Here is a 13,636-nt window from a genome sequence, read left to right as displayed (position 1 = left end):
GGTCCCCGGGCTCTGCCCGGACCCCGGTCCTCAAACGCCGGACGGGCTGAAAGCGGGGTGCCGGGCTGTGCCCGGACCCCTCCTGGGGCTCCGCCCCAGACCCCGGTCCTCAAACGCCGGACGGGCTGAAATGGCCCGGGGTCCGGACGTACCGGCGCCGAATCCAGCCCCTCCGGCGTTTGAGGAGCGGGGGTCCGGGGGCTGGCCCCCGGGGACGGTGCCGCACGCGGGATCGGGTCCGGGCGGAGCCCGGGGAACGGGGGAAGGGTGGGTAGGGGACCTTCTCCCGCAGGGCAGCCGTCAGGCAGGGGTGGTCAGCTCGGTGTGGGCTGCGGTCACTGTTTCGGGGAGGGTGGAGTGGACCGTGAGGTCCGGCCTCGAGAGGGACAGCTGCGTGACGACGTCCGCGCGCCGCGGGTAGTCGGGGTCGGCGCCGACGACGAGCCGGCGCCCCGGTGTCGCCGCGGCCGCGCCGAGTTCGTACAGGGTGATCGGCTGGACCGTGAGGGACGCATCGCACGCGGGGAACCAGAAAAGGGTGAGGTCCGCGCGCAGCAGGTGCGCGTACTCCCACGCGATCTGGACGTCCGTCTGCGAGGGGTCGGAGACGTCGAAGTCCGCCCGCCGCGGGTTGAGCACGACGAAGTCGGCCAGCTCCCGCGCGGCCTGCGGCTGCCAGGGCGGGCAGTGCGTGATGCCGCCCGCGAGGAAGACGGACGGCGGGTCCCCCGGCGCGGGGCGGTACGGCGCCGGGGCCTCGACGTACTTCACGGACCTCGGGGCCCTCGCTGCGCTCACTGCGCTCACTGCGCTCACTGCGCTCACTGCGTCTGCGCCGCCGCGGCCGCGGTCTGCGCCGCCGCCGTCTCCGCCGCCAGTTCGGCCGTGATGTCCGCCGGCCGCCGCCAGCCGCGCTCTCCGCGGGCCAGCAGCCAGGCCGTCGCCTCCTGCGGAGGCATCGCGGCGGCGACCAGCCAGCCCTGGACGGCGTCGCAGCCCAGGTCCCGGAGCCGCTCCCACGTCTCGTCGTCCTCGACGCCCTCCGCGACGACCAGCAGGCCCAGGGAGTGTGCGAGGTCCACCGTGCAGCGGACGATCTCCGCGTCCTGGGCGTCCACCGCGAGCCGGGCCACGAAGGACCGGTCGATCTTCAGTTCGCTGACGGGGAGCCGTCGCAGGTGGACGAGGGAGGAGTAGCCCGTGCCGAAGTCGTCGAGGGACATCTTCACGCCGTGGCCGGTCAGTCCGGCCATCGTGTCGGCGGCCCGCTGCGGGTCCTCCAGCAGGACGTGTTCCGTTATTTCCAGCTGGAGCCCGCTCGCGGGGACCCCGTGCCGGGCGAGGCGTGCGGCCACGGCGCCGGCGAAGCCGGGGGTGTGGACGTCGCGCGGTGACACGTTGACGGCGACCGGGACCTTGAGGCCCTGGGCCCGCCACCGGGCGACCTGCGCGAGCGCGGTCTCCAGTACGTACTCCGTCAGGTGGGGCATCAGCCCGGAGGTCTCCGCGATCGCAATGAACTCGTCCGGGGGGACCCGCCCGCGCTCCGGGTGCACCCAGCGCACCAGGGCTTCCAGCCCGGCCACCTTGCCGTCGAAGCAGACCTTCGGCTGGTAGTGCAGTTCCACATCGCCCGCGTCCAGCGCCCGGCGCAGGTCGCCCAGCAGGCCGAGCCGGTCGGGGGTGTTGCTGTCGCGCTTGGACTCGTAGACCTCGACGCCGGTGCGGTCCCGCTTCGCCTGGTACATGGCGACGTCGGCGCGGCGCAGCAGTCCCTCCGCGTCCAGGGCGTGGTCGGGGAAGACGGCGAGGCCGGCGCTGGCCTCCAGGACCAGGGTGAGTCCGTCCAGGTCGAGGGGGGAGCTGAGTTCGGCGACCAGGTTGCGGGCGACGCGCTGGGCGCTGGTGGTGGAGTCGGTGAGGGGGAGGAGTACGGCGAACTCGTCGCCGCCGAGGCGGGCCGCCTCGGCGTTCGGGGGCAGGGCCTGGCGCAGCCGGTCCGCTATCTGCAGGAGCAGCCGGTCCCCGGCGAGGTGGCCGAGGGTGTCGTTGACGGCGCGGAAGCGGTCCAGGTCGATCAGTACCAGGGCTGCGCGGGAGCCCGAGCGTTCGGCCTGGTCGAGTGCGCTCCAGGCGCGCTCCAGCAGCCACTGCCGGTTGGGCAGCCCGGTGAGCGGGTCCCGCAGCTGCTCCTCGGCGCGGGCCCGGGCGATCCACAGGGTGGAGTCCAGGGCGATGAGCGGTACGGCGAACAGCGGCAGCAGCACCGGCTGCGATTCGGCGACCACGCAGATCAGCGGGGCGATGCCGAGGAGGGCGACGGCGACCAGTGCCTGGCGCAGCAGCGCGGTCCGGGCGACCGTGGGCAGTCCGCCGCCGGTCGGGGCGAGGGCGAGCCACAGCAGGATGCGGGTGACGAGCAGGTAGGCGAGGGCGACGAGGATGATTTCGGGGACCGCGTCGAGCCCCCAGCCGGTGGGCCGCCAGGGGTGTTCGACGGAGGGGGCCTCCCCGAAGGCGGTGAGGACGAGGGCTCCCGCGCCGATGCCGAGGATGTCGGTGGCTCCGTGCAGCAGGCCTTGGCGCCAGCGGTGCCTGCGGGCGGCGCCGACGAGGGTGACCACGGCGAGGGAGACGAGGCCGGCGGGGACCCATCCGTAGAGGATGAGGACGCCGAGGGTGAGGGCCGCGCCGGATCCGGTGCCGCCCCACCAGCGGTCGCGGCCGAGGGCGACGAGGTGGCCGACGATGATGCCGGTGAGCAGGGCGAGCGCCCAGCCGACCGGGCCGCCGGGGAACAGGGCGTGACGGCTGGTCAGTGCGGTGATGACGCCGACGCCGAGCACGACGGCGGCGAGACCCACGATGACGAAGGGCAGCGCGGCGCCGCGGCCCGTCCGGCCCGCGCCCACTGCGGTGTCGAGCGGTCGCGATCGCGGTGCCCTGGGCCCCAGGACACCGAGCCGGCCCGTCCGCAGGGACGGGAACTCCCCGCCGAAATCTGGTGACGGGTCGGCGCTTTCGGTGGGTTTCATGCCCGTCCCTCTCACAGCCGGCGATGCCGATGCCACGCGATGGCCCCGATGTCATGCCATCACGGCTGGAAGCGCGTCAAGCAGCCGTGCACGACAGGCGCACCCCTCAACAGTAGGACGCGGGAGGCGCCCAGGGGCAGCGGTCGGCGGCGGTTGCCCGAATACGACCCAGCCATCCTCATCAGTACGGTATCCGCCGAACGGGTGAGTTTGGACCAGGACTACCCGGCCGCCCGTCTGATGATCCGACAGTCCGGGGGCCCGCCACCAGCCTTGTACCGGCCTCGCATGGGCCGGGTACCGGCCGTGCGGCGGCGGGTGTCACCGCCGGCCGCGCCCGGCGCGCGCCCGCTCGTACGGCCGCACGCCACGCATCCGTTCGCCTTCGCTACTCCGCTTCGGCGTTGCCGTCCACCGGGAGGGCGGCCTCGCGCGCCGCGTCGGGGCCCTCTTCGAGCAGGACGGCGAAGCCGGCGTCGTCGAGGATGGAGAGCTTCAACTGCACTGCCTTGTCGTACTTCGAGCCGGGGTTGTCGCCGACCACGACGAAGGAGGTCTTCTTCGAGACGGATCCGGTCACCTTGGCGCCGCGGCTCTGCAGGGCCTCCTTGGCGCCGTCCCGCGTGTGGCTCTGCAAAGTCCCGGTGACGACGACGGTCAGCCCCTCCAGCGGTCGCGGCCCCTCGTCCTCGCCGGAGCCCTCCTCCTCCATCCGGACCCCGGCGGCCCGCCACTTGCGCAGGATCTCCTCGTGCCAGGGCTCGGCGAACCATTCCTGGAGGGAGGCGGCGATGATGGCGCCTACGCCCTCGGCCGCGGTCAGTTCCTCCACGGTGGCGCTGCGGATGGCGTCGATCGAGCGGAACTGGCGGGCGAGGGCCTCCGCCGCGACCGGGCCGACGTGACGGATCGACAGGCCGTTGATGATGCGGGCGAGGGGGCGGTCCTTGGCCGCGGCGATGTTCTCCAGCATCGACAGGGCGTTCTTCTTCGGCTCGCCCTTCTGGTTGGCGAAGACCGTGACGATCTTCTCCTCGCCCGTCTTCGGGTCCCGCTTGGGCAGCCCGCTGTCCGGGTCGAGGACGTAGGCCTTGATCGGGAGCAGTTGCTCGATGGTCAGGTCGAAGAGGTCGCCCTCGTCTAGGAGCGGCGGGACGGCGGGCTCCAGCGGGCCGGTCAGCGCCGCCGCCGCGACCATGCCGAAGTTCTCGATGTCCAGGCTCTGGCGTCCGGCCAGGTAGAAGACCCGCTCGCGCAACTGGGCCGGGCAGGACTGCGCGTTGGGGCACCGGACGTCGATGTCCCCCTCCTTCATGGGCCGCAGCTCCGTACCGCACGCGGGGCACTCGGCGGGCATGACGAACTCCCGCTCGCTGCCGTCCCGCAGGTCGACCACCGGTCCGAGGATCTCGGGGATGACGTCGCCGGCCTTGCGCAGGACGACGGTGTCCCCGATGAGCACGCCCTTGGCCTTGACGACCTCCTGGTTGTGCAGGGTCGCGAACTCGACCTCGGAGCCCGCCACCGTCACCGGCTCCACCTGGGCGTACGGGGTCACGCGCCCGGTGCGGCCCACGCCGACCTTGATGTCGATCAGCTTGGAGTTGACCTCCTCGGGGGCGTACTTCCAGGCGATGGCCCAGCGCGGGGCGCGCGCGGTGGAGCCGAGCCGGCCCTGGAGGGCGATCTCGTCGAGCTTGACGACGACTCCGTCGATCTCGTGCTCCACCGAGTGGCGGTTCTCGCCGAAGTACGCGATGAACTCCCGGACCTCGGCGAGCGTGGAGACCACCTTGTTGTGCTGGGCGGTGGGCAGACCCCAGGCGTGCAGCAGCTCGTAGGCCTGGGACTGGTTCTCGATCTCGAAGCCCTCGCGGGCGCCGATGCCGTGCACGACCATGTGCAGCGGGCGGCTGGCGGTGACCTTGGGGTCCTTCTGGCGCAGCGAACCGGCCGCCGCGTTGCGCGGGTTGGCGAAGGGCTTGCCCTCGGCCTCGACGAGGCGGGCGTTGAGCTCCTCGAACTTCTCCATCGGGAAGTAGACCTCGCCGCGGATCTCGACCAGGGCGGGGATCCGGTCGCCCTTCAGCCGGTCGGGGATGTCGGCGATGGTGCGGACGTTGGGCGTGATGTCCTCGCCCGTGCGGCCGTCGCCGCGGGTGGCGGCGCGGGTCAGGCGGCCGTTCTCGTAGGTGAGGTTGACGGCGAGGCCGTCCACCTTGAGCTCGCACAGGTAGTGGTAGTCGGAGGTGTTGGCGTCCCGGGCCACGCGCTCGGCCCAGGCCGCCAGTTCCTCGTCGTCGAAGGCGTTGTCGAGGGAGAGCATGCGCTCGCGGTGCTCCACGGAGGCGAAGTCCGTCGCGTACGCCCCGGCCACCTTCTGGGTGGGCGAATCGGGCGTGCGCAGCTCCGGGTACTGCTCCTCCAGTGCTTCCAGCGAGCGCAGCAGCTGGTCGAACTCGGCGTCGCTGACGACCGGCTGGTCGTTCACGTAGTACCGGAAGCGGTGCTCCTCGACCTGCTCGGCGATCAGCGCGTGCTGCTCGCGCAGTTCCGCCGGTACGGCCGATTCGCTGCCCTGCTTCTGTTCGGCTGCCATGCCGTGTCCTCCCGTGACCCGTCTCGATCCATCACTCAGGGTTGTCGGCGAGCGACCTCGCCGCCCTGACGCAGTACGCCTGAACCGCCCGTGCGTAGGCGGGCGAAGCGCCCGCCAGACCGCACGAGGGGGTGACCACCACGGACTCCGCCAGAGTCCCCGGGGTCAGCCCCAGCCTGCGCCAGAGCTTCCTGACACCCATGACGCTACCGCCCGGGTCCGACAACGGGCCGTCGGTCCCGGGCACCACTCCGGCGAAGAGTTTCGTACCGGCTTCGACGGCTTCCCCGATGGCGTCATCCTCGCGCTCGGTGAGCAAGGAGAAATCGAACGACACGCCCGAGACCCCGGCGCGTCGCAGCAGTGCGAAGGGCACCTCGGGGGCGCAGGAGTGGACGATGACCTCCCCGTCGTGGACGGCGAACAGCTCGCGCAGGGTTCCCTCGACGACCTGCCGGTCGACGGCGCGGTAGGTGCGGTAGCCACTGGCGGAGCGCACCCGGCCGAGCAGGACGGCGGTGAGCGAGGGCTCGTCGTACTGGAGGACGATCTCGGCGCCGGGGATCCGCTTGCGTACGTCGGCCAGGTGCTCGCGGACGCCTTCCGCGAGGGACCCGGCCAGGTCCCGGCAGGCGCCCGGGTCCTGGAGGACGGCCTCGCCGCCGTGCAGTTCCAGGGCGGAGGCAAGGGTCCACGGGCCGACGGCCTGCACCTTGAGCCGGCCCTGGTAGCCCTGGGTGAACTCCTCCAGGGCGTCCAGGTCCTCGCCGAGCCAGGAGCGGGCGCGCTTGCTGTCGCGGCCGGGGCGGTCGCTGATCCGCCAGCCGCTGGGCTCGACGTGCGCGTACATGTCCACGAGCAGCCCGAGGGACCGGCCGATCATGTCCGCGCCGGGGCCGCGGGCGGGCAGCTCGGCGAGGTACGGGAACTCCTCGAAGGAGCCGGTGACGGTCTTGGCGGCCTCGCGGGCGTCGCCGCCGGGGAACGAGCCGACTCCGGTGGCTCCCCCGGTGCGGCTCGCGCTCATCGGCCGGGCCTGACGGTGAGGTCGCTGACCACGGCGTCGCGGGGCAGGTCGACGGCCATCACGATGGTGGTCGCGACGGACTCCGCGTCGATCCAGTCGGCGGCGTCGTAGGACTCGCCCTCCTGGGAGCGGACCTTCATCTGCATGGGGGTGGCGGTGCGGCCGGGGTAGACGGAGGTGACGCGGATGCCGTTCTCCTTCTCCTCCGCCCGGAGCGAATCGGCCAGGGCCTTGAGCCCGTGCTTGGAGGCGGCGTACGCGCTCCACTCGGCGTGGGCGGCGAGGCCGGCGCCGGAGTTCACGAAGACGATGGTGGCGTGGGAGGCGCGCAGGGTGGGCAGCAGGAGCCGGGTGACCTCGGCGGGGGCGATGAGGTTGACGTTGAGCTGCTGGTGCCAGGTCTTGGGGCGCAGCTCGCCCACGGGGCCGAGGTCCACGATGCCGGCGATGTGCAGGAGCGAGTCGATGCGCTCCGGGACGGCCTGCTTGGAGAAGGCCCACGACAGCCGGTCGGGGTCGGCGAGGTCCCCGACGAGCGCGCTCGATCCGGGGTACCGGTCGGTGAGCTGCCGGGCGCGGGCGGCGTCGCGGGCGAGGAGGACGAGGTCGTCGCCGCGGGCGTGCAGCCGGGCCGCGACGGCGGCACCGATGCCGGATCCGGCGCCGGTGATGAGGTGAGTAGCCATGCCGCCATGCTCGCACCCCGGTCCGGCCCTCCACTCCCACCGGTCCCGAACGGTGGCGGGCCCTCGTCCACCGGGTGGTCCCCGATCATCGCCGGCACGTGGCAGCGCCCGCCCACCGTGACGACCAGCACCGACGGATCGGCCTCGGCGAACTCCGGATCACCCGGCTCCGGCAGCGGCCCGGCGCTCACCGCACCCCGGTGCGCACAGGGCTCCGCGCCGCCGGGTGGCGCGCTCGGCCATCGTCAGAGGCCCGCGGTCTCGCGGAGGGTGGCGGCGGTCTTCGAGGCGTCGTAGTCCGCGGGGACACCGTCGACGAGGATGATGTCGCCCGCGATGTGGTGGGCGCGCAGCGGGATCAGGGCCTGGTAGGCGGGTGAGGTGTACCAGGCGCGGGCCCCTTCCAGGTCCGGGAAGGCGATCAGGACGACCGTGCCGGGCCAGGCGCCCTCCATGACCTCCACCTCCCGGCCGTGCACGAGGAAGCGGCCCTCGAAGGGGTCCATGGTGGCCTGGATCTCCTCGATGTAGCGGAGGATGTCCTCGTTCAGGGTCTCGGGGCGTATGTGGGCGATGGCGTAGGCGGTCATGTCGGGCCTCTTCTTCCGTGCGGGATCGGCTTGTTGATCCGATCTTGCCCGCCTGCGGCTCCGGAAGCGATTACCCCGGGGGTAACGGGCGCGTCCCGGCGCCGCCCCCTGATGTGGCATCAATGATGCGCGAGGGCCGGGGTGTTGGGCTGGAAGGTGCGCCGGTAGGCGATCGGGGAGATGCCGAGGGCGGAACGCATGTGCTGGCGCAGGGAGTTGGCGGAGCCGAAGCCGGATCGGTGGGCGACCAGGTCGACGGGGAGATCGCTGGACTCCAGCAACTGTCGGGCCATTTCGAGGCGTTGCCCGGTGAGCCACTGCACCGGGGTCATGCCGACCTCGTCGCGGAAGCGGCGGGTGAAGGTGCGCAGGCTCATCCGGGCGTGGGAGGCCAGCTCCGCGAGGGTGATCGGCTCGGTGAGGCGCTCCAGGGCCCAGGCCCGGGTGGCGGTGGTGGTGGCGACGGTGGGCTCGGGGACGGGCCGCACGATGTACTGGGCCTGCCCGCCGTCCCGCCACGGCGGGACCACGCACAGCCGCGCGGTGAGGTTGGCGACGGCGCTGCCGTGGTCGGCGCGGACCAGGTAGAGCAGGAGGTCGATGCCGGCGGCCACCCCGGCCGAGGTGAGGATGTCGCCGTCGTCGACGAAGAGGACGTCCTCGTCGAGCTCGACCCGCGGAAAGGCGCGCCGGAACGCGGGCGCGTGGACCCAGTGGGTGGTGGCGGGCCGCCCGTCGAGCATCCCCGCGGCGGCGAGCACCTCGGAGCCGGTGCAGATCGACACGATGCGCGTGCCCGGCCGGATGTGGGCGAGGGCGTCGGCGAGGGCCTGCGGCAGCGGCTCCCCACGCAGGAGTCCGGGCAGCGAGTGGGTGGGCGGGACGATCACGGTGTCGGCCGCCGCGAGGGCCTCGGGGCCGGCGCCGACGTCGATGCTGAATCCCGCGTCGGTCGCCACGGGCCGGCCGTCCGGGGTGCAGACGGTGACCTCGTACAGGAAGCTGCCGCCCGGGCCGCGGGCGTTCCCGAAGACCCGTGAGGGCATGCCGAGCTCGAACGGGGCGACGCCCTCCAGGGCGAGTACGGCTACACGGTGCATGGCCGAATTCTGTCACATGGTGGCCATCCGGCCACCACCATGCGGGTCCGCACCAGGCCAAGCTGGTGCCATCGGCCGGGGAAACCGGCAGGTGACAGCAGACCGAGTACTGCCAGAACGACCAGAACGACCAGACCGATCAGGGAGACATTCATGCGCGCCATCGTCGTCAGCCAGTGGGGCGGACCCGAGGTACTGACCGAGACCGAGCAGGACCGCCCGGAGCCGGCCGTCGGGGAGGTTCTGGTGCGCGTCCACGCGGCCGGGGTGAACCCCGTCGACTGGAAGACCCGCGCCACCGGCGGCCTGATCTCCTGGGGGCCGGTACCGGCCGTCGGCTGGGACGTCTCCGGCACGGTCGAGGCGGTCGGCCCCGGGGTGACCGTGTTCCAGCCGGGCGACGAGGTCTTCGGCATGCCGCGCTTCCCGCACCAGGCCGGCGCCTACGCCGAGTACGTGACGGCCCCGGCCCGGCACTTCGCCCGCAAGCCCGCGTCGATCGACCACGTCCGGGCGGCCGCGCTTCCGCTGGCCTCGCTCACCGCCTGGCAGGCGCTGACCGACACCGCGGACCTGCGGGCCGGGCAGCGGGTACTGGTCCACGCGGCGGCGGGCGGGGTCGGGCACTTCGCCGTCCAGATCGCCAAGGCGCTCGGCGCCTACGTGATCGGCACCGCGAGCGCCCCCAAGCACGAGTTCGTGCGTTCCCTCGGGGCCGACGAGGTGATCGACTACCGGACCACCGCCTTCGAGGACGCGGTCGCGGACGTCGACGTGGTGATCGACGCCATCGGCGGCGACTACGGCCCGCGCTCCCTGAAGGTGCTGCGCCCCGGCGGGCACCTGATCACCCTGACCAGCCCCGACCAGGTACCGGCGGACGCGGAGGGCTTCCGCACCGGCTGGACCCTGGTCGAGCCGGACTACGCGGGGCTCAGGGCCGTCGCGGCCCTGGTGGAGGAGGGGAAGCTGCGGCCGGCCGTCGACACGGTGCTCCCGCTGGCCGAGGCCGCGAAGGCCCACGAGATCGGCGAGCAGGGCCGGACCACCGGCAAGATCGTCCTGACGGTGGTCTGACCCGCCGGGCGGCCCCGGCTAGACGGACGCGGGCGCCGTGGCCCGCGTGGTGGTGGCGATCGTGGCGGAGCCGACCACGCGGGTGCCGTCGTAGAGGACGATCGCCTGGCCGGGGGCCACACCGCGGACCGGCTCGGTGAAGCGGACGCGCAGTTCGCCCTCCACCAGCTCGGCGAAGACCTCGGTCTCCCCGCCGTGGGCGCGCAGCTGCGCGGTGTACGTGCCCGGGGCGGCGGCCGTGGAGCCGCACCAGCGCGGGCGGATCGCGGTGAGGGCGGTGACGTCGAGCGCCTCCACCGGTCCCACCGTGACGGTGTTGTTCACCGGGGAGATGTCGAGGACGTAGCGCGGCTTGCCGTCGGGGGCCGGGTGGCCGATCCGCAGGCCCTTGCGCTGGCCGATGGTGAAACCGAAGGCGCCCTCGTGGGTGCCGACCTTCTCGCCGGTGGCCTCGTCGACGATGTCGCCCTCGGCCTTGCCGAGGCGGTTGGCCAGGAAGCCCTGGGTGTCGCCGTCGGCGATGAAGCAGATGTCGTGGCTGTCGGGCTTCTTCGCGACGGCCAGGCCCCGCTCCTCGGCCTCGGCGCGGATCTCTTCCTTGGTGGTGAGGGTGTCGCCGAGCGGGAACAGCGCGTGGGCGAGCTGCTTCTCGTCGAGCACGCCGAGGACGTACGACTGGTCCTTGGCCATGTCGGAGGCGCGGTGCAGCTCGCGCGTGCCGTCCTCGTTCAGGACGACGGTGGCGTAGTGGCCGGTGCAGACGGCGTCGAAGCCGAGGGCGAGGGCCTTGTCGAGCAGCGCCGCGAACTTGATCTTCTCGTTGCAGCGCAGGCAGGGGTTCGGGGTGCGCCCGGCCTCGTACTCGGCGATGAAGTCCTCGACCACGTCCTCGCGGAAGCGTTCGGCGAGGTCCCACACGTAGAACGGGATGCCGATGACATCGGCGGCGCGGCGGGCGTCGCGGGAGTCCTCGATCGTGCAGCAGCCGCGGGCTCCGGTCCGGAAGGACTGCGGGTTCGCGGAGAGGGCGAGGTGGACGCCGGTCACGTCGTGCCCGGCTTCGACCGCGCGGGCGGCGGCGACGGCGGAGTCCACACCGCCGGACATGGCGGCCAGGATGCGGAGGGGGCGGGGGCTGCTCGGCAGGTTCTCAGTCATAGCACCGTCCAGGGTACGGGGGAACCGCGCGGGCTCACAGCGCGTTCTCGGTGGCAGGGGGTGGATCACCAATGGGGACCATGAGCGGCAAGGGCGGTACGGGGGCCAAGGCGGGCACGGGAGCCAAGGCCGGCACGGGCGGCAAGCGGCCCGGGCGGACCCGCAGGGCGGTGCTGTTCGGCGGGCTCGGGGTGGTGGCGGCCGCGGCGGTCGCCGGGCGCGATGAGCTGGGGCGGGCCTGGTGGCTGGTGCCGGGGGTGTCCAAGCCGCGGAAGGAAGGCGAGCTGGACCACGCGGGGGCCTCCTGGACGGCGGCCTCCCCGGCGAACTGGCGGCTGGCGGACCGGCCCGCCGACTACCGGGTCGACCGGATCGTGGTCCATGTCACGCAGGGCGGCTTCAAGTCCTCGGTGGACGCCTTCAAGAATCCGTTCCACCGGGCTTCGGCGCACTACATAGTCGGGCAGGACGGCCACATCGAGCAGATGGTGCGCGAGCTCGACGTCGCCTTCCACTCGGGCAACCGCTCCATGAACGAGCGCAGCATCGGCATCGAGCACGTCGGGTTCGTGGACCGGCCGCAGGACTTCACGGACGCGATGTACGGGGCTTCGGCCCGGCTCGCCGCCGACGTCTGCAAGCGGTACGGGATCCCCGCCGACCGCAAGCACTTCCTCGGCCACTCGGAGGTGCCCGGAGCCGACCACACGGACCCGGGCCGCCACTGGGACTGGGACCGCTACCTCCGCATGGTCAACGAGGCCGGCGCGGCCAAGCCCTAGTCTCGGCCCTAGCTCAGCCCCGCCGTGCGCGCGCGGGCCACGGCCGGGCCGATGGCGGCGGCGACCGCGTCCACGTCGGCCTGCGTGGAGGTGTGGCCGAGGGAGAAGCGCAGCGTCCCGCGGGCCAGCCGCGGGTCGGTGCCGGTGGCGAGCAGCACGTGGCTGGGCTGCGCCACACCGGCCGTGCAGGCGGAGCCGGTGGAGCACTCGATGCCCTGCGCGTCGAGCAGGAGCAGCAGGGAGTCCCCCTCGCAGCCGGGGAAGCTGAAGTGGGCGTTGGCGGGGAGCCGGCCGTCCGGGTCGCCGCCCAGGACCGCGTCGGGCACCTCGTGGAGCACGGCGGCGACGAGCCGGTCGCGCAGGGCGCCGATCTCGGTGGCGAACCGTTCGCGCCGCTCGGCGGCGAGGACCGCGGCCACGGAGAAGGCGGCGATGGCCGGGACGTCGAGGGTGCCGGAGCGGACGTGCCGCTCCTGGCCACCGCCGTGCAGGACGGGTACGGGGCTCTGGTCGCGGCCGAGCAGCAGCGCGCCGATCCCGTACGGTCCGCCGACCTTGTGGCCGCTCACGGTCATGGCGGCGAGGCCGCTGTCACCGAAGCGGACGTCGAGCTGACCGAAGGCCTGGACGGCGTCGGAGTGCAGCGGGATGCCGGACTCGCGGGCGGCGGCGGCCAGTTCGGCGATCGGCATGACGGTGCCGATCTCGTTGTTGGCCCACATGACGGTGGCGAGGGCGACATCGTCCGGGTTCCGCTCGATGGCCTCGCGGAAGGCCTCCGGGTGCACGCGCCCGTAGCGGTCGACCGGCAGGTACTCGACCTGCGCGCCCTCGTGCTCGGCGAGCCAGTGCACGGCGTCGAGGACGGCGTGGTGCTCCACGGGGCTGGCGAGGACACGGGTCCGGGCGGGATCGGCGTCGCGGCGGGCCCAGTAGAGGCCCTTGACGGCGAGGTTGTCGGCCTCCGTGCCGCCGGCGGTGAAGACCACCTCGCTCGGACGGGCCCCGAGCGCGTCGGCGAGGGCCTCGCGGGCCTCTTCGACGGTGCGGCGGGCTCGGCGGCCGGCGGCGTGCAGGGAGGACGCGTTGCCCGTGACGCCGAACTGCGCGGTCATCGCCGCAGCGGCCTCCGGCAGCATCGGGGTGGTGGCGGCGTGGTCGAGGTAGGCCATGATCCCCCGATTCTACGAGTCCCCCGCACTCCCGATCCCCGCGGTGCCCTCCAGTCCCCTGACGCAGCCCCCGCCCTCGCGCCGCCCGCGCGCGGAACCGGACCGGCCGGCCCGCCCGACACCGGGCACCATGCGCGGCCACCCGCCCTTAACCGGACACCCTGCGCGGGTCCCGCCCGTGCCGGCACCCTGGGCGGGGTCCCGCCCGCTGATGCGCCGCTGCGCGGGGCCGTCCCCTACCCGCCCTTCCACCGTTCCCCGGGCCGGCCCGGACCCGGTCCTCAAACGCCGGACGGGCTGAAGCGGGGCACCGGGCTGCGCCCGGACCCCCTGGGGCTCCGCCCCAGACCCCACGCCTCAAACGCCGGCGAGGCTGGATTTCCCAGACCGCCGGCGGTCATGTGCCGAAT

Annotated in this window: 11 protein-coding genes; 2 read left to right on the top strand and 9 right to left on the bottom strand. The window is 73.2% G+C overall.

Annotated features, from left to right (window positions below; all coding sequences use genetic code 11):
• Window positions 1-300: 300 nt before the first annotated feature.
• The 7 genes from ACFWNV_RS36265 to ACFWNV_RS36235 form a co-directional block, all read right to left on the bottom strand.
• Window positions 301-771: a nucleoside 2-deoxyribosyltransferase domain-containing protein gene (locus tag ACFWNV_RS36265; RefSeq protein ID WP_383955454.1), complete on the bottom strand. Its 471-nt coding sequence runs from the start codon at window positions 769-771 to the stop codon at window positions 301-303.
• A gap of 50 nt (window positions 772-821) precedes the next feature.
• Complete coding sequence (locus tag ACFWNV_RS36260) at window positions 822-3,035, bottom strand: putative bifunctional diguanylate cyclase/phosphodiesterase (RefSeq protein WP_383955451.1); 2,214 nt, start codon at window positions 3,033-3,035, stop codon at window positions 822-824.
• A gap of 388 nt (window positions 3,036-3,423) precedes the next feature.
• Window positions 3,424-5,634: an NAD-dependent DNA ligase LigA gene (gene ligA / locus ACFWNV_RS36255; protein ID WP_383955449.1), complete on the bottom strand. Its 2,211-nt coding sequence runs from the start codon at window positions 5,632-5,634 to the stop codon at window positions 3,424-3,426.
• A gap of 31 nt (window positions 5,635-5,665) precedes the next feature.
• Entirely contained in the window at window positions 5,666-6,661 is a 996-nt protein-coding gene (locus ACFWNV_RS36250) for a methionine synthase (protein ID WP_383955446.1), read from the bottom strand.
• Window positions 6,658-7,347, bottom strand: coding sequence for an SDR family oxidoreductase (locus ACFWNV_RS36245; RefSeq protein WP_383955444.1), 690 nt, complete (start codon window positions 7,345-7,347; stop codon window positions 6,658-6,660). Before ACFWNV_RS36245 ends, ACFWNV_RS36250 begins: the two co-directional genes overlap by 4 nt.
• 245 nt (window positions 7,348-7,592) lie before the next feature.
• The gene (locus ACFWNV_RS36240; protein ID WP_383955442.1) at window positions 7,593-7,937 is read right to left on the bottom strand and encodes a DUF1330 domain-containing protein; all 345 of its coding nucleotides are present in this window, start codon (window positions 7,935-7,937) and stop codon (window positions 7,593-7,595) included.
• 119 nt (window positions 7,938-8,056) lie between these two features.
• A complete protein-coding gene (locus ACFWNV_RS36235; RefSeq protein ID WP_383955439.1) occupies window positions 8,057-9,037 on the bottom strand; it encodes a GlxA family transcriptional regulator in 981 nt (326 codons plus the stop codon).
• Between the two features lie 153 nt (window positions 9,038-9,190).
• Between ACFWNV_RS36235 and ACFWNV_RS36230 the strand changes: the two genes are divergently transcribed.
• Window positions 9,191-10,114 (top strand): NADP-dependent oxidoreductase, encoded by a 924-nt coding sequence (locus ACFWNV_RS36230; protein WP_383955436.1) that lies wholly within the window; start codon window positions 9,191-9,193, stop codon window positions 10,112-10,114.
• Window positions 10,115-10,132: 18 nt separating this feature from the next.
• On the opposite strand, the gene mnmA is transcribed toward ACFWNV_RS36230, so the two are convergent.
• Window positions 10,133-11,272, bottom strand: coding sequence for a tRNA 2-thiouridine(34) synthase MnmA (mnmA, locus tag ACFWNV_RS36225; protein ID WP_383955433.1), 1,140 nt, complete (start codon window positions 11,270-11,272; stop codon window positions 10,133-10,135).
• A gap of 80 nt (window positions 11,273-11,352) precedes the next feature.
• On the opposite strand from mnmA, the gene ACFWNV_RS36220 reads away from it, so the two are divergent.
• Entirely contained in the window at window positions 11,353-12,054 is a 702-nt protein-coding gene (locus ACFWNV_RS36220) for an N-acetylmuramoyl-L-alanine amidase (RefSeq protein WP_383955456.1), read from the top strand.
• 8 nt (window positions 12,055-12,062) lie between these two features.
• Here the strand turns inward: ACFWNV_RS36220 and ACFWNV_RS36215 are convergent, their stop codons facing one another.
• Window positions 12,063-13,226, bottom strand: coding sequence for a cysteine desulfurase family protein (locus tag ACFWNV_RS36215; protein ID WP_383955430.1), 1,164 nt, complete (start codon window positions 13,224-13,226; stop codon window positions 12,063-12,065).
• Window positions 13,227-13,636 lie beyond the last annotated feature (410 nt).

It is taken from the genome of Streptomyces sp. NPDC058401 (assembly GCF_042722885.1).
Lineage (GTDB): Bacteria > Actinomycetota > Actinomycetes > Streptomycetales > Streptomycetaceae > Streptomyces.
The sequence above is the reverse complement of the archived record's forward strand: the minus strand, read 5'-3'. Positions and strand labels throughout refer to the sequence as shown.

Coding starts and splice junctions, on each gene's coding strand:
- ACFWNV_RS36250 (WP_383955446.1), bottom strand. CDS start 6,661: ATGAGCGCGAGCCGCACCGGGGGAGCCACCGGAGTCGGCTCGTTCCCC.
- ACFWNV_RS36230 (WP_383955436.1), top strand. CDS start 9,191: ATGCGCGCCATCGTCGTCAGCCAGTGGGGCGGACCCGAGGTACTGACC.
- mnmA (WP_383955433.1), bottom strand. CDS start 11,272: ATGACTGAGAACCTGCCGAGCAGCCCCCGCCCCCTCCGCATCCTGGCC.
- ACFWNV_RS36245 (WP_383955444.1), bottom strand. CDS start 7,347: ATGGCTACTCACCTCATCACCGGCGCCGGATCCGGCATCGGTGCCGCC.
- ACFWNV_RS36240 (WP_383955442.1), bottom strand. CDS start 7,937: ATGACCGCCTACGCCATCGCCCACATACGCCCCGAGACCCTGAACGAG.
- ligA (WP_383955449.1), bottom strand. CDS start 5,634: ATGGCAGCCGAACAGAAGCAGGGCAGCGAATCGGCCGTACCGGCGGAA.
- ACFWNV_RS36235 (WP_383955439.1), bottom strand. CDS start 9,037: ATGCACCGTGTAGCCGTACTCGCCCTGGAGGGCGTCGCCCCGTTCGAG.
- ACFWNV_RS36220 (WP_383955456.1), top strand. CDS start 11,353: ATGAGCGGCAAGGGCGGTACGGGGGCCAAGGCGGGCACGGGAGCCAAG.
- ACFWNV_RS36215 (WP_383955430.1), bottom strand. CDS start 13,226: ATGGCCTACCTCGACCACGCCGCCACCACCCCGATGCTGCCGGAGGCC.
- ACFWNV_RS36260 (WP_383955451.1), bottom strand. CDS start 3,035: ATGAAACCCACCGAAAGCGCCGACCCGTCACCAGATTTCGGCGGGGAG.